General features: G+C 65.9%; 21 protein-coding genes. 13 read left to right on the plus strand and 8 right to left on the minus strand.

The features are described from left to right. Positions 1–12 precede the first annotated feature (12 nt). Together M1D32_RS06660 and M1D32_RS06665 are read right to left on the minus strand one after the other, a co-directional pair. Entirely contained in the window at positions 13–438 is a 426-nt protein-coding gene (locus M1D32_RS06660; RefSeq protein ID WP_458781493.1) for a DUF1761 domain-containing protein, read from the minus strand. A 10-nt stretch (positions 439–448) separates the two neighbouring features. Next, positions 449–982: an Lrp/AsnC family transcriptional regulator gene (locus tag M1D32_RS06665; RefSeq protein WP_458781494.1), complete on the minus strand. Its 534-nt coding sequence runs from the start codon at positions 980–982 to the stop codon at positions 449–451. 168 nt (positions 983–1,150) lie between these two features. Between M1D32_RS06665 and M1D32_RS06670 the strand changes: the two genes are divergently transcribed. Continuing rightward, on the plus strand, positions 1,151–2,392 hold the full coding sequence (locus M1D32_RS06670; protein ID WP_458781495.1) for an MFS transporter: 1,242 nt from the start codon (positions 1,151–1,153) through the stop codon (positions 2,390–2,392). A gap of 15 nt (positions 2,393–2,407) precedes the next feature. On the opposite strand, the gene M1D32_RS06675 is transcribed toward M1D32_RS06670, so the two are convergent. After that, entirely contained in the window at positions 2,408–2,911 is a 504-nt protein-coding gene (locus tag M1D32_RS06675; RefSeq protein WP_307094416.1) for an Lrp/AsnC family transcriptional regulator, read from the minus strand. 52 nt (positions 2,912–2,963) lie between these two features. Continuing rightward, positions 2,964–4,211 (minus strand): MFS transporter, encoded by a 1,248-nt coding sequence (locus M1D32_RS06680; RefSeq protein WP_458781496.1) that lies wholly within the window; start codon positions 4,209–4,211, stop codon positions 2,964–2,966. A gap of 107 nt (positions 4,212–4,318) precedes the next feature. Here M1D32_RS06680 and M1D32_RS06685 point away from each other — a divergent pair, with 107 nt between their 5' ends. Both M1D32_RS06685 and M1D32_RS06690 read left to right on the plus strand, forming a co-directional pair. Further along, a complete protein-coding gene (locus M1D32_RS06685) occupies positions 4,319–5,320 on the plus strand; it encodes a LysR family transcriptional regulator (protein WP_458781497.1) in 1,002 nt (333 codons plus the stop codon). Positions 5,321–5,354: 34 nt separating this feature from the next. Further along, entirely contained in the window at positions 5,355–6,302 is a 948-nt protein-coding gene (locus tag M1D32_RS06690) for an N-acetylglucosamine kinase (RefSeq protein ID WP_458781498.1), read from the plus strand. Between the two features lie 69 nt (positions 6,303–6,371). On the opposite strand, the gene M1D32_RS06695 is transcribed toward M1D32_RS06690, so the two are convergent. Further along, entirely contained in the window at positions 6,372–7,385 is a 1,014-nt protein-coding gene (locus tag M1D32_RS06695; protein WP_458781499.1) for a pirin family protein, read from the minus strand. Between the two features lie 237 nt (positions 7,386–7,622). On the opposite strand from M1D32_RS06695, the gene M1D32_RS06700 reads away from it, so the two are divergent. The 6 genes from M1D32_RS06700 to M1D32_RS06725 all read left to right on the plus strand — a co-directional run bounded on the left by M1D32_RS06700 (position 7,623) and on the right by M1D32_RS06725 (position 13,423). After that, positions 7,623–8,720, plus strand: coding sequence for an ABC transporter ATP-binding protein (locus M1D32_RS06700; protein WP_458781500.1), 1,098 nt, complete (start codon positions 7,623–7,625; stop codon positions 8,718–8,720). Continuing rightward, the gene (locus M1D32_RS06705; RefSeq protein ID WP_458781501.1) at positions 8,720–9,430 is read left to right on the plus strand and encodes an ABC transporter permease; all 711 of its coding nucleotides are present in this window, start codon (positions 8,720–8,722) and stop codon (positions 9,428–9,430) included. Before M1D32_RS06700 ends, M1D32_RS06705 begins: the two co-directional genes overlap by 1 nt. Beyond that, entirely contained in the window at positions 9,427–10,173 is a 747-nt protein-coding gene (locus M1D32_RS06710) for an ABC transporter permease (RefSeq protein WP_458781502.1), read from the plus strand. Before M1D32_RS06705 ends, M1D32_RS06710 begins: the two co-directional genes overlap by 4 nt. Then, entirely contained in the window at positions 10,170–11,132 is a 963-nt protein-coding gene (locus M1D32_RS06715) for an ABC transporter substrate-binding protein (protein ID WP_458781503.1), read from the plus strand. The genes M1D32_RS06710 and M1D32_RS06715 overlap by 4 nt, the downstream gene beginning before the upstream one ends. Before the next feature lie 162 nt (positions 11,133–11,294). Next, positions 11,295–12,515 carry a pyridoxal phosphate-dependent aminotransferase gene (locus M1D32_RS06720; protein WP_458781504.1) on the plus strand — a complete coding sequence of 407 codons (1,221 nt, stop codon included), beginning with the start codon at positions 11,295–11,297 and terminating at the stop codon, positions 12,513–12,515. Positions 12,516–12,568: 53 nt separating this feature from the next. Then, a complete protein-coding gene (locus M1D32_RS06725) occupies positions 12,569–13,423 on the plus strand; it encodes a polyphosphate kinase 2 family protein (RefSeq protein ID WP_458781505.1) in 855 nt (284 codons plus the stop codon). 4 nt (positions 13,424–13,427) lie between these two features. Here M1D32_RS06725 and M1D32_RS06730 read toward each other — a convergent pair whose 3' ends face one another. Together M1D32_RS06730 and xseA are read right to left on the minus strand one after the other, a co-directional pair. Further along, positions 13,428–13,646, minus strand: a complete 219-nt coding sequence (locus tag M1D32_RS06730) for an exodeoxyribonuclease VII small subunit (RefSeq protein WP_163162100.1) — start codon at positions 13,644–13,646, stop codon at positions 13,428–13,430. Then, on the minus strand, positions 13,639–14,979 hold the full coding sequence (xseA, locus tag M1D32_RS06735; protein WP_458781506.1) for an exodeoxyribonuclease VII large subunit: 1,341 nt from the start codon (positions 14,977–14,979) through the stop codon (positions 13,639–13,641). The genes M1D32_RS06730 and xseA overlap by 8 nt, the downstream gene beginning before the upstream one ends. Positions 14,980–15,141: 162 nt before the next feature. On the opposite strand from xseA, the gene M1D32_RS06740 reads away from it, so the two are divergent. Both M1D32_RS06740 and M1D32_RS06745 read left to right on the plus strand, forming a co-directional pair. Further along, positions 15,142–15,993: a hypothetical protein gene (locus tag M1D32_RS06740; protein WP_458781507.1), complete on the plus strand. Its 852-nt coding sequence runs from the start codon at positions 15,142–15,144 to the stop codon at positions 15,991–15,993. A gap of 9 nt (positions 15,994–16,002) precedes the next feature. Beyond that, entirely contained in the window at positions 16,003–17,082 is a 1,080-nt protein-coding gene (locus M1D32_RS06745) for a 4-hydroxy-3-methylbut-2-enyl diphosphate reductase (RefSeq protein ID WP_458781508.1), read from the plus strand. Between the two features lie 126 nt (positions 17,083–17,208). Here M1D32_RS06745 and M1D32_RS06750 read toward each other — a convergent pair whose 3' ends face one another. Continuing rightward, positions 17,209–18,438, minus strand: coding sequence for a DNA recombination protein RmuC (locus M1D32_RS06750; RefSeq protein ID WP_458781509.1), 1,230 nt, complete (start codon positions 18,436–18,438; stop codon positions 17,209–17,211). Between the two features lie 100 nt (positions 18,439–18,538). Here M1D32_RS06750 and ychF point away from each other — a divergent pair, with 100 nt between their 5' ends. Together ychF and M1D32_RS06760 are read left to right on the plus strand one after the other, a co-directional pair. After that, positions 18,539–19,624 (plus strand): redox-regulated ATPase YchF, encoded by a 1,086-nt coding sequence (gene ychF, locus M1D32_RS06755; RefSeq protein ID WP_163162110.1) that lies wholly within the window; start codon positions 18,539–18,541, stop codon positions 19,622–19,624. Positions 19,625–19,749: 125 nt separating this feature from the next. After that, a complete protein-coding gene (locus tag M1D32_RS06760) occupies positions 19,750–20,403 on the plus strand; it encodes an SDR family NAD(P)-dependent oxidoreductase (RefSeq protein WP_458781510.1) in 654 nt (217 codons plus the stop codon). The last annotated feature ends 351 nt before the right edge of the window (positions 20,404–20,754 follow it).

Below are 20,754 nucleotides of genomic sequence, written 5' to 3' on the forward strand. Positions count from 1 at the left end.
GGGTCCGCGGCATCAGGACATCGCTCCAATGATGGCACCCGACACTGTCATGGCCAGCAGGTCGTGGCCGGAATCAATAAGGGTGACGGCAGCAGGCCGGCCCGCGAAGCCGTTGTGGATCACATGCCCGCCGGCACGGAAGACCAATGCCAGAACCAAGGCAAACCACCCGCCCGCCAGGGCGTTGTCCAGCCCCAGCTTGCTGATCAGGACTGCCAGCAGGATCGCCGTCAAGGCGGCCGCCACCATCATGGGCACCCAGATACCGGCACCGCCGCTCATGCTCTTGAGATCGTCCTCAGTTTTCCCGATCGCGGCCATCCACCTGTTGCCCAGGACGGCGGGCATGTACCAGACAAAGCCGATGGCCATGGTGGCGATGAAGGCAAGCAGCACGGCGAGCCAGTTGATCTGTGAAACGTACGAGAGCCAATCCATTCTGAAAATCCTAGCCGTCCGTCTCCACCCCGGCGGCGCGGGAGGGTTTCGCCGGGCCGTGTTGTCCTGCCCCGGCGGCTTTGGCCAGTCCGCTGATGAGCGGCTCCGTCCGGTAGGGGATATGCGTGTGCAGCGCCAGGACGGTTTCGGTCCGGATAACCCCTTTGATCCTCAGGACCTGCCGCAAGGCCGCCTGGAGGTTGTGGGTGTCGGTGGCCACGACCCGGCACCAGACGTCGCCGCGTCCGGAGATCTCGTGGACCTCCAGGACCTGCGGAATCAGCCTTAATCCTCCAACCACCGTGTCCAGTTCGCGGTGTGACACCTCAATGGTCACGAAGGCCACCACGTCGTAGCCCACAGCCTCCAGGTCCACCTCGCGGCCACCGGCGCGCAGGACCCCGGCCCGGAGCAGGCGCCGGACCCGTGACTGTGCAGTGTTGCGGGCCACCCCCAGCGAATCGCTGAGCTCACCGATCTGCATCCTGGGGTCCCTGATGAGCTCCAGGAGGATCTTCAGGTCGGTGGGGTCCAGATTGTTCACATGATCACTCTCCGTCACTTCAGCATCCAATTTTTGATGATGATGCTCAATTGTGGCACCGTTTTCCGCTCGAAAGAGCAGAAATGCTGCACCCTAGAGCTATCACATGTCCATCCGCGCCCGGCTCCCACAAGGACAACCTGCCGCGGCAGCAAGAGAGGCGGCACAATGACGGTCTTCAGCGAACTCCGCATGCGTCCGGCTCCAGCCACAACGGCTGGGTGGGACGCGTCGGTTACTGCCCGGCTGGTGCTGGCGGGCGCCGTCATTTTCACGCTGTTGGTGGGGGCCAACCTTGCCACGCCCCTGTACCCCCTCTTGCAGGCGGAACTCGGGCTGTCCGCACTGGACGTAACGGCCGCGTTCACGAGTTACGTGCTGGCGCTTGTGGCCACGCTGATGCTGGCCGGGCACTGGTCGGACCACATCGGGCGGAGGGCTGCCCTCATCCTCGCCGTTGTTGCCGGCCTGGCCGGCGGCTGGCTTTTTGCCGAGGCACACACACTGGTTGCGCTGTGCGCCGGGCGGGCGCTCCAGGGAGTCGCAGTTGCCCTTGCAACGGGCGCCAGCGCCGCTGCCCTGCGTGAACTGCTACCCTCGCGCCCCGAATGGGCCTCCCGGTTCACGCTGCTTGCTTCGGCCGGGGGAGTAGCTGCCGGCCCCGTGATCGGCGGCCTGCTGTCACTGCTTCCCGGAGCCACGTCGGCACCGTACTACGTTCATGCTGCGGTCCTCGCCGCCCTGCTGGTTCCGCTGTACCTCCTCCGGGCCCGCCCCGCCATCCAACCGCCCGCAGGCCCCAAGCCGCTGCAGTCGCTGGCACCGCGCCGTCCCTCCGTCACGCGGGAGGCGAGGGGCGCGTTCTGGCTGGCGTCCGGCGTCGGCTTCCTGAGCTTCGCAGTGTTTGGTTTCTGCCTCTCGTTGGCCCCTGGCTACTTCGCCCGGATCCTGGCCGTGGACAGCCGCCCCCTGATCGGCGTGCTGGCCGGCCTGACCCTCGCGGCGTCGGCGCTGACCCAGTTGCTGACCCTTCGGGGCCGCTACGTAGTCCCGGGCGGGCTGGCGGTCCTGGGCACGTCAGTCCTCCTCCTCGGCGGGGCAGGGGCATGGAGCAGTCCGGTGCTGCTGGTGGTTGCAAGCGTTGCCGCCGGCATGGGGCAGGGCCTCGCCTTCCGCACTGTGTTCAATGATGTTGCTGCCCGGGTGGAGCCAATCCGCCAGGCCCAGACCATCAGCACGGTGTACGTCATCACTTACCTGGGCAGCGCTGTCCCGGTGCTGGGGCTTGGCTGGGCCGCCGGCGTGATCGGCCTGGCGCCTTCCGTGGCCGGATTCGTAGTGCTGTGCGGTTCCGCAGGGCTCATATTGGCTGCCGTTACGCTCCGCCAGGCAGTTCGCACACGGGGCTAGCTGCCACAGGCCCTGCTACTCCGGGAGCGGCCCGTGGTTGCCCTGGATGTGCTCGAACACCAATGTGGTTTCCGTGTGGCCAACCACCGGATCGGTGGCCAGGTTGTCCAGCACCCAGTCCCGAAGATCCTCGGTGGTGGCAACGGCAATGTGCAGCAGGTAATCCACCGAACCCGAGGTATGGAACGTGGACAGCACTGCCGGGAGGTGGGGGACGCGCGCCGTGAAGCGGTCGATCTGGTCCCGGTCGTGCGCCCTCAGCCGCACAGCAACCAGTGCCTGCACCGACCTGCCGATGGATGACAGGTTGAGCTTCGCCTCGAAACCCTGCACGATCCCCCGCTCCGTGAGCGCACGGGTCCGCATCAGGGCTGTGGAGGGGGCGATGCCCACGAGTTCCGCAAGCTGCTTGTTCGAGATCCTTGCGTCCTCCACCAACGCGGCAAGAAGCCGTTCGTCGATGGCATCAAGGGGCTCCAGATGCACTCCCGGCCTGACGTTCCTGGCATTCGTGCTCACGGCGGCTCCTTACAAAGTTCCTGCGTTTATCCTAGACGCCCGGGGCCCGCGTTCAGGCGGCGGCGCTGCCGGCTGCCTTCGAGTGGACGACGGCGACAGTCACCGCAGTGAGGCAGGCGAGGATCATGACGGCCGCCGCCAGGGCGTCCCAGCCATAGGACTGGAAGAGCAGGCCGCCGGCCCAGCCGATGAGACTCGATCCCAAGTAGTAGGCCAGGTTATAGAGCGAGGCTGCCTGGGCACGCCCGGTGGTGGCAATGGCGCCCGTCCAGCCCGCACCGATACTGTGCGCGGCGAAGAAGCCGCCCGTGAAAACCACCAGCCCCGCGAGGATCAGCACAAGTGACGCGGTCAGCGTGAGGGCGAGGCCCGCCGTCGAGAGGGCCAGCCCGGCGAGCAGTACATTGCGGCGGCCGAAACGCATGGTCAGCCCGGCTGCCCAGCGGGAGGAGACGGTCCCGGAAAGGTAGGCAAGGAAAATCAGGCTGATGACCGTGGTGGGCAGGCCAAAGGGCTCGCCCGAGAGCCGGAACCCGAGGTAGTTGTAGACGGCCACGAAGCCGCCCATCATCAGGAAAGCCTGGATATAGAGGGCGAGCAGCCGGATGTTGCGAAGATGTCCGCCGAGGGTGCGGGCAGCTCCACGGAATCCGGGGGCCTTCGCAGCAGTGAATCCCTGGGCCCGCGGCACCAGCACCAGGAAGGCGACGGCGGCGAGCGTGGCCAGGACGGAAACGGCCAGTGCCGCGGCACGCCAGCCCCACAACTCCCCGGCGGGCCCGGCCACCAGGCGGCCGGCCAGGCCGCCGAGCGTGGTGCCTGCTACGTAGCTTCCTGCTGCCACTGCGGCATGGGCCTTGGTGACCTCCTCGTTGAGGTAGGCGATGGCGATGGCCGGAATCCCTCCGAGTGCCATCCCCTCGAGGAGCCGCAGGCTAAGCAGCATGGCAAAGCTGGTGGACAGCGGAACAAGCAGGCCCAGCACGGTTGCCACGGAAATTCCCCACGTCATGGCCTTGACCCTGCCTATCCTGTCCGCAAGGAAGGACCAGGGGATCACCGTGACGGCCAGCCCTACCGTAGCCAGTGAGATGGTCAGCGCGGCTTCTGCGGCCGTGATCTGCAAATCCGAGGCAAGGAGCGGCAGGACGGCCTGGGTGGAATACAGCTGGGCAAAGGTCGCCACCCCGGCAAAGGCCAGGCCGGCAATGATCCGGCCGTACGCCGTCGAACCTTTCGCGTGCCCCTCCCAGCCCGGCGGGGACGTTTGCTGACCGGGCTGCGGGAGGAAGTGTGGCATCTGGCAAGAGTAGACCCGGCCCAACGCCTGCCTCCAATGCATCTTTTGTGCCAGACTCATAGCGAATCCGGAACGATGCCCGCCACCCCTGGAACCAGGAAGGACCTATGGAGCCCGACCACAAGCAGCTGGTGCAGCTTCTTCCGCTCCTGCCGCTGCTGGCCGAGCTGGGCCGGACGGAACATGTCACCGAAACCGCCGAACTCCTCGGAGTACCCCAGTCCACGGTGAGCAGGGCGCTGGCGCGGGCCAGCGCCGTCGTGGGTACCGAACTCCTGGTCAGGGACGGCAGGGGTGTCCGACTCACCCCGGCTGCCCGGTCACTGCTGCCCTACATCGAGCGGGCACTGACGGAGTTCCAGGCAGGGCTGGACCTGGTCCGCAACGAGTCTGACGTTGTCCGCGGCAGGATCTCCGTCTCGTTCCAGCACACCTTCGGCGAGTCCACGCTCCCGCTCCTCATCAGCGCCTTCCGCAGCCGCCACCCCGGCGCCGTATTCACACTGAGCCAGGGAGCGCGCGACTCCTGCCTCGCTGAGCTCTCGGCGGGCGAATCCGACCTGGCGCTCACCGCGCCGGTGGCAACTGCGGGCAAGAGCCTTCTCTCCGCCCCGCTCTACCGTGAACCCCTGCGCCTGGTGGTCCACCACAGCCATGCGCTCGCGGGCAGGCCCGTGGCGTCCATCGCGGACATCCGCTCCGAAGCGTTTGTTGCACTCGGCCCCGGTTATGGCATGCGCTCGCTGACCGATGCCCTGTTCCGTGAGGCGGGATACCGTCCCCGCATCGCCTTTGAAAGCCAGGACTCCCACACCGTCCGGGGCCTCGTCTCCGCCGGACTCGGCGTCAGCATCCTGCCACCCGGCGGGGACGCCCCCGGCCGGAACGTCAGCGCGGAGACAGGCAACCTGGGCTGGATTGAGGTGCCCCTTGACTCGGCTTTGGCCTTCCGCGACGTCGGCCTGAGCTGGCGGCAGCGAAAGGCAGAGGTTGAACCGGCTGCCGTCCGGCTGTTCCGCCAAATGGTCCTCACAGACGGACCCGGGCTCCTGGCCGGTCTGGTGGAACGGCGGTCCCGGCTGGCCGGTCCGCACGACGACGGGTCCTAGCCTTCAATACCTTTCTGCCCAGTACCCTTGTGACGTGACGAACACCGAAAATCCCCTTGCCCGGCCCGCTGCCACACTGATCCCACCGTCCAATCCGCCCGGCGGGGTGATTATCGGCCTGGACATCGGCGGAACGAAAACACACGGCATCCGGTTTGACAACGGGGTCCCGGTGGCCGATGAGTCTGCGGGGAGTTCGAACGTCCAAAACGTCACGCGTGATGAAGCGGCCCGCAACCTGGCCAGCCTCTTCGGCAGGATCGGCGGGGGAACGGTGGCCCACGTGTATGCCGGATCCGGCGGCATCGACACCGAAGAGGACGCCGCAGCCCTCGCCGGGCTGATCGAACCGCATGTTCCCGGCGCGCACATCACGGTGGTGCATGACTCGCGGCTGCTCCTTGCTGCGGGCCACGCCAGCACGGGCGTCGCGGTGATCGCCGGCACCGGTTCGGCAGCGTGGGGCAGGAACGCCGACGGCAGCGAGGCCAGGGCGGGAGGCTGGGGTCACCTGCTGGGTGACGAAGGCAGTGGTTACTGGCTGGGACGGGAAGCGGTGCGGCACAGCCTGCGGCGGATGAACCAGGGACTCCCGGTGGACCAGCTGACTGCCGCGCTGCTGGCATCCTGCGGAGTGGACCATCCGAACCGCCTCATTGCGCAGTTCCACTCCCCGGACACCGGCCGCCGTTTCTGGGCGCAGCAGGCCCGGCATGTAGTGGAGGCCGCAGCGGCGGGACATCCGGCAAGCGGGGAACTCCTGGAGCAGGCAGGCCAGGACCTGGCCGGGCTGGCCCTGCAGGTGCTGCAGCAGCTGGAGATCCCGGGACCCGTCATCCTGGGCGGCGGGCTGGGCATGAACGTGGTACCCCTCCAGGGCGCCTTCCGCCGGCACCTTGCGGGAGCGGGGGTCACAAATGTTCGGGTCCTTGACCAGGAACCCGTCTTCGGTGTGCTGCAGCTGCTGGCAGAACAGGCCTGACAGCTGGCATAAGCGGGACGCGCCCACAACGTGGCGCGCCCTGCCGGCGCGTCCGGCCGCTACGGGCTCTTACACGGACCGCTTACGGGGAGTGAGGCGGACGGCAGGCAGCGGGGGAGCAGGGATGCGGCCGGCTTCCGCACCGGCGTCAGGACCGTGCCCGGGGACCAGGCCGTACCGGGCCGCTGCCATCTCCCCGTCGGGAAGCGCAGCCTGCGCTTCCCACGCATCCCGGGCCTGCTCGACTTCCTCGTGCGTCCGTCCCACGAAGTTCCACCACATCAGCAGTTCCTCCTGCAAGGGCTCTCCGCCGATCAGGAGGAAACGCGTACCGGGCTTCGCCTGCAGCTGCAGTTCCCTCCGGCCCGTGCCAAGGTAGCCCAGCGGCCCGGGTGGAAGTTCCTGTCCGTCCAGCGTCAGCCCGCCGTCGAGCACCAGGATGCCGTGTTCAAAGTGCTCGTTGAGTGGGAGTACGGCACTGCCTTCGCAGGAAACATCAGCTCCCACGATCGGGGAATACATCGTTGCCGGCGAGACCGCAGCGCCGAGTTCGCCCACCATCACCGTGGCGGTAAAACCCTCGCCGGCTGCCTTCGGAAGGTCCCGGTGCTGCTCGAACGCCGGCTGACGGTGCCGTTCCCCATCCGGCAGGGCAACCCAGAGCTGGAGGCCGCGCTGCAGGGGCAGTCCGCCTGCCGGCGGAAGCACTGCGAACTCCGAATGGGAAACCCCGTGTCCCGCCGTCATGATGTTCAGCTCGCCGGGGCGCACCACCACGTCGCTGCCCACGCTGTCCCGGTGCCGGATGGTCCCGGCCAGCGGCCAGGTCACCGTCTGCAGCCCGATATGCGGGTGCGGAAGCACCGACATCGCCGTGCGGTCCGGGCCGAAGCTGTCCAGGAAACACCAGGCGCCGATGGTGGGAAGCCCACGCTGGGGCAACGTCCGCTGGACATTCATGGCACGCACCCCGCCCAGCGGTACTTCGCGTTCAGGCCACAGCTGCAGGCAGGGGCCGGAGCTCCCTTCCGGTTTCGCCGGCGGGCAGACTTCCTGTTTCGGAGAAAGTTCCAAGTTGGTCACCTCCCCACTTTAGGCCGGGTTGCCACCCCTCCGGTATGTCCCTCCCGTCCCCGGCCGAGGACCTACCCATCCCGTAGGGAGCCGGCACCGAATGGTTACAGTAGGGATTCCTTTGCCGGAAATGGGGTGTGCTGCAGGTGTTGCAGCGCCCGGTTTCGGCTACCGTAACTATCAGCGTGCTGTGACAATCTCGCGTTGCTTTCCGAAGCCGTCCAACAGAACAGGTAAGTCCGCACCATGGACCAGGCCATGATCGAGTTTCAGAGCGTCACCAAGCAGTACCAGGGCGGGCAGCCGGCCGTGGACCAGCTCACCATGTCCATCAGCCCAGGTTCCATCACAGTATTTGTGGGGCCCTCCGGCTGCGGAAAGACCACGTCGCTGCGCATGATCAACCGCATGGTGGAGCCCACGTCAGGCGTCATCACGGTAGCGGGCAAGGACGTCACTACCGTCCCGGCTCCTGAGTTGCGCCGTTCCATGGGGTACGTGATGCAGTCCTCCGGACTTTTGCCGCACCGCTCGGTGCTGGACAACATCGCCACCGTGCCCAGGCTGAACGGCGTCTCCAAGTCCGACGCAAGGAAACGCGCCCGGGAACTGCTCGACGTCGTCGGCCTGGCCCCTTCCCTGGCCAAGCGCTACCCGTCGCAGCTCTCCGGCGGCCAGCAACAGCGCGTGGGCGTCGCCCGGGCCCTCGCCGCCGACCCACCGGTCCTCCTGATGGATGAACCCTTCAGCGCCGTGGATCCTGTGGTCCGTGACGAGCTTCAGCAGGAGCTCCTGAGGCTCCAGAAGGACCTGGCCAAAACCATCGTCTTTGTCACCCACGACATCGACGAGGCAACAACACTGGGCGACAAGGTGGCCGTCTTCGCCACCGGAGGCAAGCTCGCGCAGTATGCCACTCCGGAGGAAATCCTGAGGGCGCCTGCGAACGACTTCGTGGCTTCCTTCGTGGGACGGGACCGCGGGTTCCGCCACCTGGGATTCACGCCGTCCGACGGCGTCGCCGTCCACCAGGTGCCGACCGTGGTGCGTGGTCCCGACGGCAGTCTGGACGCCAATCCCGCCGCCGGCTGGCAGCTCGTTGTGGATGCCGACGGGCGTCCGCTCGGCTGGACCGGTCCCGGAACCGCCGCCGGACTGATTCCCGGCGGATCACTCTTCCGCCCCGGCGAGAGCCTGCGCCGCGCCCTCGACGCGGCGTTGTCCTCGCCGTCCGGCCTCGGCGTTGCCGTGGATCCGGAGGGCCGGGTACTCGGCGTCGTCAGGGGTGGCGAAGTCCTGGCCCTCATTGAAGAGGCCCGCCAGGTACGGCAGGCTGCGCTCTGATGGAGTGGTTCCTTGCCAACAGCGGCATGGTCCTGGAACGGGCCGGCCAGCACATGGTCCTGGCCCTGGTGCCCATGGTCCTGGGACTGCTGGTGTCCATCCCGCTGGCCCAGCTGGCGCGGCAGCATCCCGTGCTTCGCTCGGTGGTGCTCACGGCGTCGTCACTGCTCTACACCATTCCCTCACTGGCACTGTTCATCATTCTGCCCACGATCCTGGGGACCAGGATCCTGGACCCACTCAACGTGGTGGTGGCCCTGACCATCTACGCTGTGGCCCTGCTGTTACGTGCTGCCCTCGATGCCTTCGACTCGGTGGACGGGGACGTCAGCCAGGCAGCCGTCGCCATGGGGTACAAGCCGCTTGCCCGGTTCCTGCACGTGGACCTCCCGTTGTCCCTGCCCGTACTCTTCGCCGGCCTCCGGGTCGTTTCCGTCAGCAATATCTCGCTTGTCAGCGTGGCCGCCCTGCTCGGAGTCGGCAACCTGGGCATGCTCTTCACCTCGGGGCTGCAGCGGGGTTTTGTGACGGAAATCGTGGTGGGCATCATTGCCATCCTGGTCCTGGCGCTGCTGATGGACGCCGTCCTGGTCCTGCTGGAGCGGCTGCTGACACCGTGGGAACGGGCCGGCCAGCGGGGAAACGCGGGGCGGGCCGGCACGACTGATCCCGTCGGACTGAGCCTTGCGCCAGCGGGAGGATCGAAATGAGCAATGTCTTCTCCGATACCTTCGCCTGGCTCGCCGACCCATTGCACTGGGCCGGGAGCGCCGGCATTCCCGCACGATTGGGCGAGCACCTGCAGTACACGGGGCTTGTGATGCTGATCGCCACCGCCATCGCCGTCCCCGTCGGCCTCTACGTCGGCCACACAGGACGGGGGAGGGTAGCAATCGTGGCTCTTGCCGGTGCCCTGCGCGCCCTTCCCACACTGGGCCTGCTGACGCTGTTTGTCCTGCTGGCCGGAATTGGACTGATGCCTCCCGTCTGGGCGCTGGTGATCCTCACGGTGCCGCCCCTTCTCGCCGGCACGTACGCGGGCATCTCCAGCGTGGACCGCAACGTGGTGGACGCCGCCCGGGCCATGGGGATGACCGAACTTCAGGTCCTGTTCCGGGCCGAACTTCCCAACGCCCTGACGGTGATGTTCGGCGGCTTCCGGACCGGCGTGCTCCAAGTGATCGCCACTGTCTCCGTGGTGGCCTACATCAACCTGGGCGGCCTGGGCCGGTACCTGTTCGACGGACTCGTCCTTAGCGACTTCCCGCAGATGCTGGGAGGATCACTGCTGATCGCCGCGCTGGCCATCGGCATCGATCTTGTCCTTGCCCTCATCCAGAGGTTGTTCCTGTCACCAGGTGCCTCGAATCAGTCCCACCGCGGCCAGCAGGCTGCGGTCGATCTCACAGACCCCGTTGTTGCGGAGACTGTGGCACAAGGAGGTAAGTCATGAAAGAAAGCCGACCACAAGGTTTTGGCAGGCGGACGTTTGGCGGGGTAGCCGCCGGAATTGGCCTGGCCATGGCACTGTCCGCTTGCGGCGGATCGTCAGATCCGCTGAGCAACGCCCCGGCAACCAGCGGCACCGCGTCCGGGGGAGCCACCTCGCTGGTGATCGGTTCCGCGGACTTCCCCGAGAGCCAGATCATCGCCGAGCTGTATGCGGGGGCGCTCAATGCGTCCGGCGTCACCGCCACCACCAAGCCGAACATCGGCTCGCGCGAGGTGTATTTCACGGCCGTCCAGGACGGATCGGTTGACGTGATTCCGGACTACACCGGCAACCTGCTGCTTCATGTGGACAAGGAGGCAAAGGAGGTCTCGGCGGATGATATCGCCAAGGCCCTGCCGGAGAAGCTGCCCGCCGGCCTCGCCGTCCTGGAGCCGGCCAAGGCCGAAAACAAGGACGCCATGGTGGTCACCAAGGCAACCGCCGAGAAGTACCAGCTGAAGTCCATCGAGGACCTGGCCAAGGTCTGCAGCGAGATTGTGGTGGGAGCCCCGGCCACCTTTGCTGAGCGTGCCTACGGGCTGCCGGGCCTGAAGAGCAACTACAACTGCGAGCCCAGCAAGCTGGAACCGTTCAGCGACGGCGGAGGTCCGGTAACGCTCAAGGCCCTGCTCGAAGACAAGGTGCAGGTGGCGGACATTTACACCACCACGCCGTCCATCGCGGATAACGACCTTGTGGTCCTGGAGGACCCCAAGAACAACTTCATTGCGCAGCAGGTCATCCCGCTGTACAACGAAGCGAAGATGACGGACAAGGCGAAGGAAGCGCTCAACTCTGTCTCGCGGATCCTCACCACCGAGGACCTGGTCAACCTCAACCGTGCCGTCAGCGGCGACCAGAAGCAGGGTGCAAAGGAAGCGGCCGAGGCCTGGCTCAAGGACAAGGGCATCGTCAAGTAGGAGCCCGCTTACCTGCTGTGCCAGTACGACGGCGGCTGCCGGACTTTCCCAGGTCCGGCAGCCGCCGTCGTGATGCCCGGGGCATTTCCTGCCGTTGGTGCCTGGCACGGGTGTGGCTGACGTCTCAGCGGAAGTGCATCCCTCCTATGGCATATTTAGTGAATGGCAGAATTCAAGCAGTCCACGAAGCTCAACAACGTCCTTTACGACATCCGTGGACCGATCCTCCAGGCCGCCCAGCAGATGGAGGCGGAGGGGCACCGGATCCTCAAGCTGAACATCGGAAACCCGGCCCCGTTTGGGTTCGAAGCGCCGGACGCCATCCTGGTGGACATGATCCGCCACCTGCCGCATGCCCAGGGCTACAGCGACTCCCGCGGCATATTCTCGGCGCGTACCGCCGTCTCGCAGTACTATCAGACCCGCGGGATCCAGAACATCCACGTCGATGATATTTACCTGGGCAACGGCGTCAGCGAACTCATCACCATGTCCTTGATGGCCCTGCTCGACGACGGCGACGAGGTCCTGATCCCCACGCCTGACTACCCCTTGTGGACCGCATCCGTGGCGCTCGCCAGCGGGAAGCCGGTCCACTACCTCTGCGACGAGGAATCCGGCTGGCAGCCTGACCTCGAGGACATGGAAGCCAAGATCACGCCGCGGACCAAGGGCATCGTGGTCATCAACCCGAACAACCCCACCGGCGCCGTCTACCCCGAAGAGACGCTGAAGAAGATTGTGGCCCTCGCCGAGAAGCACGGGCTGGTGATTTTCGCTGACGAGATCTACGAGAAGATCCTGTACGAGGACGCAGTCCACCTGAACCTCGCCAAGCTCACCGGAGACCACGTCCTGTGCCTCACCTTCAGCGGCTTGTCCAAGGCCTACCGCGTATGCGGTTACCGCGCCGGCTGGATGGCCATCTCGGGTCCAAAAAAGGACGCGGCGGATTACCTCGAGGGCATCAGCCTCCTGGCCAACATGCGTCTCTGCGCAAATGTTCCGGCCCAGCACGCCATCCAGACGGCGCTGGGTGGCTACCAGAGCATCAACGACCTGATCCTGCCCGGCGGCCGCCTCCTGGAACAGCGCAACAAGGCCTACGACATGCTGAACGCCATCCCCGGCGTCAGCACCCAACAGGCACGCGGTGCGCTGTACCTCTTCCCCCGGTTGGACCCGGAGGTCTACCACATCAGGGACGACGAGAAATTTGTCCTGGACCTCCTTCGGGAGCAGAAGATCCTGGTTTCCCACGGCCGTGCCTTCAACTGGGTACGCCCCGACCACTTCCGCATGGTCACCCTGCCCAACGTCAAGGACATCGAAGAGGCCGTCGGACGGATGGGGGACTTCCTAAGCAGGTATCAGGGGAACTAGCCTGTGGACGCGGGCCCTCGGGGCCCGTGCACCTTCGCGGAAAGGATTCCCTCATGGCCGGCGTCGTCCAGTTCGATCAGCACCCCTCCGAGACCCTTCGGGCAGGGGAGGGTTTCTCGCTGGCAAGCGTTGACCCCGATTCCACCCCCGGCTACAGCGGCGCCAAGGAGGACGGAAAGGCCCTCCTGGCGGACCTGGACGACGAGTTGGGCGAGCTGCAGGAAAAGCTGTTTGCCGAGTCGCGGTTCGGCGGCCGGAAGCGGATCCTGCTGATCCTGCAGGCGATGGACACCGCGGGCAAGGGCGGCATTGTCAACCACGTCATGGCAGCCATGGACCCGCAGGGGGTCCAGTTCAAGGCGTTCAAGGCTCCGACGGACGAAGAGAAGTCCTACGACTTCCTCTGGCGCATCGAGAAGGAAGTGCCGGCCGCGGGAATGGTAGGCGTTTTCGACCGGTCCCATTATGAGGACGTGCTGATCCATCGGGTCCACGGCTGGACCAGCCCTGATGAAATCAAGCGCCGTTATGGGGCTATCAACGAGTTCGAGGCGCGACTGAGGGACTCCGGGACGAAAGTCGTCAAGGTAATGCTCCACATCAGCGGCGAGGAGCAGAAGGCCCGGTTGCTGGCCCGGCTGGACGACCCCGCCAAGCACTGGAAATACAGCCGGGGCGACCTCGACGAGCGGGCGTTCTGGGAGGACTATATGGATGCGTACCAGGCGGCTTTCGATGAAACGAGCACTCCGGACGCGCCCTGGCACGTGGTTCCGGCCAACAAGAAGTGGTACGCCCGGATCGCCGTGCAGCAGCTGCTCTTGGGGGCACTGGCCGAACTGAACCTTGGGTGGCCCAAGGCCGAGTTTGACGTCCCCACCGAGCGGGAGTTGATCCTCCGTTCCTGAATGGTTAAAGCGGCTGGTCGCGGGCAGCGGCCAGCCGCTTCCTGGCGCCTTCCAGCCATTCCTCACAGCGGGCGGCCAAGGCCTCGCCCCGCTCCCACAGTGCGAGGGATTCCTCCAGGCTGGCGCCTCCAGCCTCCAGCCTGCCCACCACTGCGATGAGCTGCTCGCGGGCTTCCTCATAGCTCAGCGCTGCGACGTCGTTTCCTGGCTTTTGCTCAGTCATTGGGGTCTCCGGTTTCCGATGTGTGCTGTTCAAGCCTGCCCGTGGAGGTGGCGCCGAAGCGGCCTTCCGCAACCCTTACCGAGAGCGGGGTTCCCGCCGGCGCCTCCGCCAGGCGGCGCACCACGGCGTGCCCTGAGTTGGCGGAGTGTGCTGCCAGTGCATCGGCGCGTTCGACGACGGCGTACCCCCGGTCGAGCGTCTTCTGCGGGGACAGCGCGCGTACCTGGGCTTTCAGGTGCTCCAGCTGGTCGGCAGCCCGCACCACGGTGGAGCTCACTGCCGCGGAGGACCGTCGGAGCAACCGCTCAATCTCCTCGGAGCGGACGGTCACCATGCCTTCGGGTGCAGCCATGACAGGCCTTGAGTGAAGGGAGGCCAGGCGGTCCGATTCCCTGTCCACGAGGCGCTCCATGCACCGGCGCAGCTGATCCCGGGCCTGGCGTACCCCTGCCAGTTCTTCGGAGACTTCCGGCACGATGCGCTTGGCGGCGTCTGTGGGAGTGGAGGCGCGTAGATCGGCAACGTCATCCAGCAGCGGCCTGTCCGCCTCGTGGCCGATGGCACTCACCACGGGAGTGGAGGCCGCGGCTACGGCCCGGATCAGTTCTTCGCTGTTGAAGGGCAGCAGGTCCTCCAGGGCGCCCCCGCCGCGGGCAATGACAATGACGTCCACCTCCGGGCGGGCGTCCAGCTCCCGCAACGCGCGCACCACCTGCGCTACAGCCGTATTCCCCTGCACGGCAACCTCCCGGATCTCAAACTCCACTGCGGGCCAGCGCAGGGCGGCGTTCCGGAGGATGTCCTTTTTCGCGTCAGAGTCGCGGCCGGTGATGAGGCCGATGCGGTGGGGCAACAGGGGCAGCGGCTTCTTGCGGGAGTCCGCAAAGAGGCCTTCGGCAGCGAGGGCCTGGCGGAGCCGCTCGATCCTTGCGAGGAGGTCGCCCAGGCCCACCGGCCTGATGTCCCTGACCAGCATGTTCAGCCGGCCCGTCTTGATCCAGAACTCGGGCTTCAGCAGGGCCACCACACGGGAACCGCGTTCCAGCGGAAGGTTCTGGCGCTCCAGCACTTTGGTCCACACCGAGGCCGGCAGCGAAACTTCCGCGTCAACATCCCGCAAGGTGAGGTAGGCGTTGCTGCCGCGGCGGTTCAGTTCAATGACCTGGCCTTCCACCCAGGCCGACGGCGTGCGGTCGATGTGGGCTTTCAGTTTCTGCGAGAGGAGCTGGAGTGGCCACGGGTTGTCCGGGGTGGTTTCAGCCGCCGTCGCGGGAAGGGTGGTGGGCGTGGCCAGTTGCTGACCGGGGACGGGTAGTGAGGCCTGTTCAGACATGCGAAGTCCCTTGCGGGGACGGAGCTGCGGGCATGGGGTCCTTCGTCTGTTGTGCGGCGGTCATTCAACCTTATCCATAAGCTGTAGCATCCGGGACTGACAGTGGCCGGTCAGGATGCCCGCCTAGGATGGGTGGACCGCCATCGACTTGAAGGACCTGCTGTGCGCACATTTGTTTCCGCTGCTGCCACCGTGTTGGCCGTACTGCTCGCCGCCGTGGCAGTTCCAGCCATCTGGCTGGACCGCAACATTGTCCAGGAGCGGGGCTTCGTGGACCTGGCGGCGCCGTTGGGGAGGAACCCGGAGTTCCAGCAAGGACTGGCGGCGGCTGCCATCGGTACCATCGACACCAGCGCCGTCCCGGGCTTCCTCTCGGACCTGGTCCGGCCGGTCTTGGAGAACGCCGCGGCGTCCCTGAGCGCACTTCCCGGCTACCCCGCGGCGTGGGAAGAAACCCTGCGGAAGAGCCACCGCCTCAGTTTCGCGGGGACGGATGCGGGCACCCCGGGCTCTGCGCCTGCCTCATCCCTGACCCTCGACGTCGCTCCTCTGGTGGCGCTGGGCTCCGAGGAACTCTCACGCGCCACCAGGCTTCCGCTGGACCCGCCGGAGCAGACGCTTATCAGCGTGGGCCAGGCCGAGCAAAAGGAATGGACGGAGCGCCTGCGCACCTATGCCCCCGCCGGGTACCTGCTGGCCGGCGGATCGGCGGTGGCGCTGCTCCTTGCCCTCGTGGCTGCCCGCCGGCGTTGGACAGTGCTGGTGGGCGCAGGAATTGGCGCGTTGCTGCTGGCAGCCGTCTGGACGCTCGGCGCGCAGGCAGGCTCCGCTGCCGTGCTGGCTACGGACAGCGGAAACGAGGTGGCCAACATGTTCAGGAATGAGTTTGTCGCGGCGTCCTCCGCCAACTTCCAAACTTGGACCTGGGCCACGGCAATCACCGGCGGCGCACTGGTGCTGGCGGGAGTTGTGGCCGGCCTCATACCGCGCAGGCGGGCGCGGGCAACCCGGTAGAATTGAGTAATGACCCCCTCAGCTGTTTCCCTTTCGATGCCCACTATCCCGCGTAGGCGCCGCTCTCCTGAGGAAGTAGCTGCTGCAGCACCCGTATCCGGACCCAAGAAGGTGCTGCTCGCTGCCCCTCGGGGATACTGCGCCGGTGTTGACCGTGCCGTCATCGCCGTTGAGAAGGCCCTGGAACACTATGGCCCTCCGGTGTATGTGCGGAAGCAGATTGTGCACAACGTCCATGTGGTCAGCTCCCTGGAGGAAAAGGGCGCCATCTTCGTTGACGAGACGGACGAAGTGCCGGAAGGTGCGCTGGTGATTTTCTCCGCCCACGGCGTATCGCCGGCGGTGGTCCAGTCCGCTGAGGATCGCGGCCTGCGCACCATCGACGCCACCTGCCCGCTGGTGACCAAGGTCCACAAGGAAGCCGTGCGGTTCGCCAAGGACGATTTCGACATCCTGCTGATCGGCCACGACGGCCACGAGGAAGTTGAAGGCACGGCAGGCGAAGCTCCGGAACACATCCAGATCATCAACGGTCCGCACGAAGTGGACAAGGTCACGGTGCGCGATCCGGAAAAGGTCATCTGGCTGTCACAGACCACCCTCAGCGTTGACGAAACCATGGAAACAGTCCGTCTGCTCAAGGACCGCTTTCCCACCCTGCAGGACCCGCCCAGCGACGACATCTGCTATGCCACCACCAACCGCCAGGTGGCGATCAAGAAGATTTCCCCCCAGGCAGATCTGGTGATCGTGGTGGGCTCGGCCAACTCCTCGAACTCCGTTCGGCTGGTGGAGGTTGCCCTTGAATACGGGGCCAAGGCCTCCTACCGGGTGGATTTTGCCAACGAAGTTGATGAGGCCTGGTTTGAAGGGGTCGCAACGGTTGGCGTGACGTCCGGGGCGTCCGTCCCCGAGGTGCTGGTCCAGGATGTGCTGCGCCTGCTGGCCGACTACGGCTACGGCACCGTTGAGGAAGTCGTCACAGCCGAAGAGGACCTCCTGTTCTCGTTGCCCAAGGAGCTTCGGGCAACCCTGAAGCAGGCCGGCGATGTCAGCCGTGCACTGGGCGGACGCCGCCCGCGGAGCTAAGAACGCCGGCGGCGACGCTGAAAGCAAACTGGGTGGGCCTGGCAGCTGTTGCTGCCAGGCCCTTTCGTTGTCCCGGAGTCCTGACCTTGGAGCTCCTAACCCGAGGCTCTTACCCCGGGGCTGGCCTCAGGCGGCCTCGTCCTCGCTTTGGAGTTCGGGGGCGGCCAGTGCGCGCGGAGTGACTTCCACAACGGGAGGGGTTATCAGGCCCGATTCCTCCAGGGTGTTCAACTTCCTGGCAGTGGGAAGGACACGGGCTTCCAGCGTGCCCACCATGGAGTTGTAGCGGTCCACGGACGACTTCAGCGAAGACCCCAGCTTGCTGACATTTTCGCCCAGGGTTCCCATCCGGTCGTACAGCTGCCTCGCGAGGTCGAACAGCTCGCGGGCGCTGTCCGTCAGGACGTCCTGCCGCCAGGTGAAGGCCACAGACTTCAGCACAGCCAGCAGTGTGCTGGGCGACGCCAGGACAACATTCCTGGAGAGCGCATGGTCCAGGAGTTCGGCATCAGCCATGAGTGCTGCGGCCAGGATCGATTCGGCCGGGATGAAGCAGATCACCAGCTCGGGGGAGTTGCCGGGGATGTCCCAGTATTTCTTGTTGCTCAATGAGTCCACGTGCGCCCGCAACGCCTTCGCGTGGGCAGCCAGGAGCCCCTGCTGTGAGCGGCGGTCTGTGCTCAGGGGCAGCCCGGGCTGCCCCGACCGGGAATCCATGGACGCGCCGAGCTCCTGCGCCTCGAGGTAGGCCGACAGCGGGACCTTTGCATCCACCACCAACTGCTTCTCCCCGGGCAGCTGGACCACCAGGTCCGGACGGACGGAAGACTCGCCGCCGGTGCTGTGGACCTGTTCGATGAAGTCGACGTGGCGGAGCATCCCGGAGGCCTCCACCACGCGCCGCAACTGGACCTCTCCCCACTGCCCGCGCGCACTGTTGGACCGCAGGGCAGATTCCAGGGCATGGGTGGACCGGATCAGTTGCTCGTCCGAAAGCCGGGCTTCCTGCAGTTGCTGGGCGAGCTGGCCATACTGTTCCAGCCTGTCCCGCTCCAGGAGCGCCACCTGCTGCTGCACTGCCGTCAGTTTCTCGGCCACGGGCGCCAGTGCACGGAGCACGCTTCCGTCCTGGGACCGTGATTCCCCCAGCTCCCGGTTCTGTGCAGCCAAAAGGCGGCGTTCGGCGTCGGCCGCGGCAAACTGGGCGCTCACCTCCGAAAGCCGTGACGAAACGGCGTCGAAGTCCTCCTCCACGGCGCGGCTGTTCTTCCGCAGCGCAAAGTAGGTGGCTGCAGCGCCCGCCAGGGCCCCCAGTAACAGCATGAACAAAGCCAGTATCAGCGCAAAAGCATCCATGTGCTCACTGTCGCACGGGGCTGTGACATTTCCCGGAAGCGACATTTCAGCCCTCCTGCCCGGAACCCCTTGGCGCTTGCTGCGGGTAGAATCAATGCTCGTGGCTCTTACTATTGGCATCGTCGGACTGCCCAACGTCGGCAAATCAACCCTTTTCAACGCACTGACCCGCAACCAGGTGCTGGCGGCGAACTACCCATTCGCCACCATCGAGCCCAACGTCGGCGTCGTGAACCTGCCCGACCCCCGCCTTCAGAAGCTGGCTGAGATCTTCGGTTCGCAGCGACTCCTGCCTGCACCGGTGTCGTTCGTGGACATCGCCGGCATCGTCAAGGGCGCGTCCGAGGGCGAAGGCCTGGGCAACAAGTTCCTGGCCAACATCCGCGAGGCCGAAGCCATTGCCCAGGTGGTGCGCGTGTTCGATGACCCCGACGTTATCCACGTGGATGGCAAAGTGGACCCCCGCTCCGACATGGAGACCATCAACACCGAGCTCATCCTGGCCGATCTGCAAACCATCGAGAACGCCATTCCGCGGATCGAAAAGGAAGTCAAGATCAAGAAGCGGGAAGCTGCGGAGCTTGCCGCCATCAAGGCTGCCCAGGTGGTGCTGGAACGCGGCGATACCATCTTCTCTTCCATCAAGAGCGACAAGCTGGAAATGGAGCACCTCAAGGAGCTCGGCCTCCTGACGGCAAAGCCGTTCATCTACGTCTTCAACGCCGACGAAGCCATCCTGGGCAGTCCCGAAAAGCAGGAGGAACTGCGGGCCATGGTTGCCCCGGCGGACGCCGTTTTCCTGGACGCCAAGCTCGAGGCCGACCTCGTGGAACTTGACGAGGAAGAGGCCCGCGAAATGCTGGAAATGAATGGCCAGGACGAATCCGGACTGGACCAGCTGGCGCGCGTCGGCTTCCACACGCTGGGGCTGCAGACCTACCTCACGGCCGGCCCCAAGGAAACCCGTGCCTGGACCATCCGCCAGGGGGATACTGCACCGCAGGCAGCAGGGGTAATCCACTCTGACTTCCAGCGCGGCTTCATCAAGGCCGAGGTGGTTTCCTTCAATGACCTCGTCGAAGCCGGGTCCATGGCCGAGGCCAAGTCCCGGGGCAAGGTCAGGATCGAAGGCAAGGAATATGTCATGGCCGACGGCGATGTGGTGGAATTCCGCTTCAACGTCTAGCCCACAGAAATTTTAGAGGGGCCCATCTGCTTCCGCAGATGGGCCCCTCTCTGGTTGGTGCGATGGGAGGATTCTACAATCGACCCACGCTGGGCTACCTGCAGCATGTGACCTAGGATCTACCCATGACGACTCTTCAGGGTGCGGTCGTTCTGGTAGTCGGCGCCACCGGCGGACTCGGTTCTCGCATCGCCGCTCAGCTGGAGAGTAACGGCGCCATCGTCGCCCGGTCGTCAAAGTCTGCTGGGCACGATCTGCGCGCACCCTCCGTGATCCAGGAGGTGCTGGATGATACGAATGCGCAGTACGGACGCCTCGACGGGCTAGTGGTTGCGTCCGGGGTCGTCGCCTTCGGCGCCGCATCAGACCTTGAACCCGCCACGGTGGACGAACTCTTCGCTGTGAACACGACCAGCCCGATCCAGATCATTACCCAGAGCCAGCCCTACCTCGCGGCCTCGGCACGTGAGGGCCGGGAGCCCTTCGTTGTCACACTCAGCGGCGTTGTCGCCGAGGCACCCGTCGCCGGTCTGGCGGCATACTCGGCGTCGAAGGCTGGGCTCGCGGCCTTCGTCGTCGCAGCGGCGCGCGAGTATCGCCGCGCGGGCATCCGAATCCTGGACGCCCGCCCAGGCCACACTGGCACCGCGCTGTCCGATCATCCGATCGCCGGGTCAGCGCCGCAATTCGGCGCGGGGCTGGATCCAGACCGGGTTGCAGCGCGGATTATCACCGCGATCGTCGATGGCGAGAAGGATCTGCCCAGCACCGCCTTCTAGTCTCGGCCGAGCCCCCCGAGGCTTTGGTCCGGCAGGTGATTGGCTGGCGTGAATACATGCGCGCCACCTACCGGACCCGCGGCCGGCAGATGCGCACCGCTAATCGGTTGCACCACAGCAACGGACTGGGACATCGATGACCACCGGGAGGTCTTCGCACGGAATCCGCGATCCCGGATGGTGGTCTCCCTGCTCGAAGCCATGGACCCGGAAAAACGGCGGGAGCACCGCCGTCGTGCTGAAGCCCTGCTGGGCGCAGGACAGGGGGCAACACGGCTGCTGCGGACGGCACCGGCAACAAGGGGCCTCACGCACTATCCTGAGTACAGGGCGTGATCCTGTGAAGTCCAG

Source organism: Arthrobacter sp. D3-16, from assembly GCF_054408515.1.

What these genes read in the sequence shown, in the direction of transcription:
- M1D32_RS06660 (WP_458781493.1), bottom strand. Translation starts at nt 438, where the DNA reads ATGGATTGGCTCTCGTACGTTTCACAGATCAACTGGCTCGCCGTGCTG.
- M1D32_RS06670 (WP_458781495.1), top strand. Translation starts at nt 1,151, where the DNA reads ATGACGGTCTTCAGCGAACTCCGCATGCGTCCGGCTCCAGCCACAACG.
- M1D32_RS06680 (WP_458781496.1), bottom strand. Translation starts at nt 4,211, where the DNA reads ATGCCACACTTCCTCCCGCAGCCCGGTCAGCAAACGTCCCCGCCGGGC.
- M1D32_RS06685 (WP_458781497.1), top strand. Translation starts at nt 4,319, where the DNA reads ATGGAGCCCGACCACAAGCAGCTGGTGCAGCTTCTTCCGCTCCTGCCG.
- M1D32_RS06700 (WP_458781500.1), top strand. Translation starts at nt 7,623, where the DNA reads ATGGACCAGGCCATGATCGAGTTTCAGAGCGTCACCAAGCAGTACCAG.
- M1D32_RS06705 (WP_458781501.1), top strand. Translation starts at nt 8,720, where the DNA reads ATGGAGTGGTTCCTTGCCAACAGCGGCATGGTCCTGGAACGGGCCGGC.
- M1D32_RS06710 (WP_458781502.1), top strand. Translation starts at nt 9,427, where the DNA reads ATGAGCAATGTCTTCTCCGATACCTTCGCCTGGCTCGCCGACCCATTG.
- M1D32_RS06715 (WP_458781503.1), top strand. Translation starts at nt 10,170, where the DNA reads ATGAAAGAAAGCCGACCACAAGGTTTTGGCAGGCGGACGTTTGGCGGG.
- M1D32_RS06720 (WP_458781504.1), top strand. Translation starts at nt 11,295, where the DNA reads ATGGCAGAATTCAAGCAGTCCACGAAGCTCAACAACGTCCTTTACGAC.
- M1D32_RS06725 (WP_458781505.1), top strand. Translation starts at nt 12,569, where the DNA reads ATGGCCGGCGTCGTCCAGTTCGATCAGCACCCCTCCGAGACCCTTCGG.
- M1D32_RS06730 (WP_163162100.1), bottom strand. Translation starts at nt 13,646, where the DNA reads ATGACTGAGCAAAAGCCAGGAAACGACGTCGCAGCGCTGAGCTATGAG.
- xseA (WP_458781506.1), bottom strand. Translation starts at nt 14,979, where the DNA reads ATGTCTGAACAGGCCTCACTACCCGTCCCCGGTCAGCAACTGGCCACG.
- M1D32_RS06745 (WP_458781508.1), top strand. Translation starts at nt 16,003, where the DNA reads ATGACCCCCTCAGCTGTTTCCCTTTCGATGCCCACTATCCCGCGTAGG.
- M1D32_RS06750 (WP_458781509.1), bottom strand. Translation starts at nt 18,438, where the DNA reads ATGGATGCTTTTGCGCTGATACTGGCTTTGTTCATGCTGTTACTGGGG.
- M1D32_RS06760 (WP_458781510.1), top strand. Translation starts at nt 19,750, where the DNA reads ATGACGACTCTTCAGGGTGCGGTCGTTCTGGTAGTCGGCGCCACCGGC.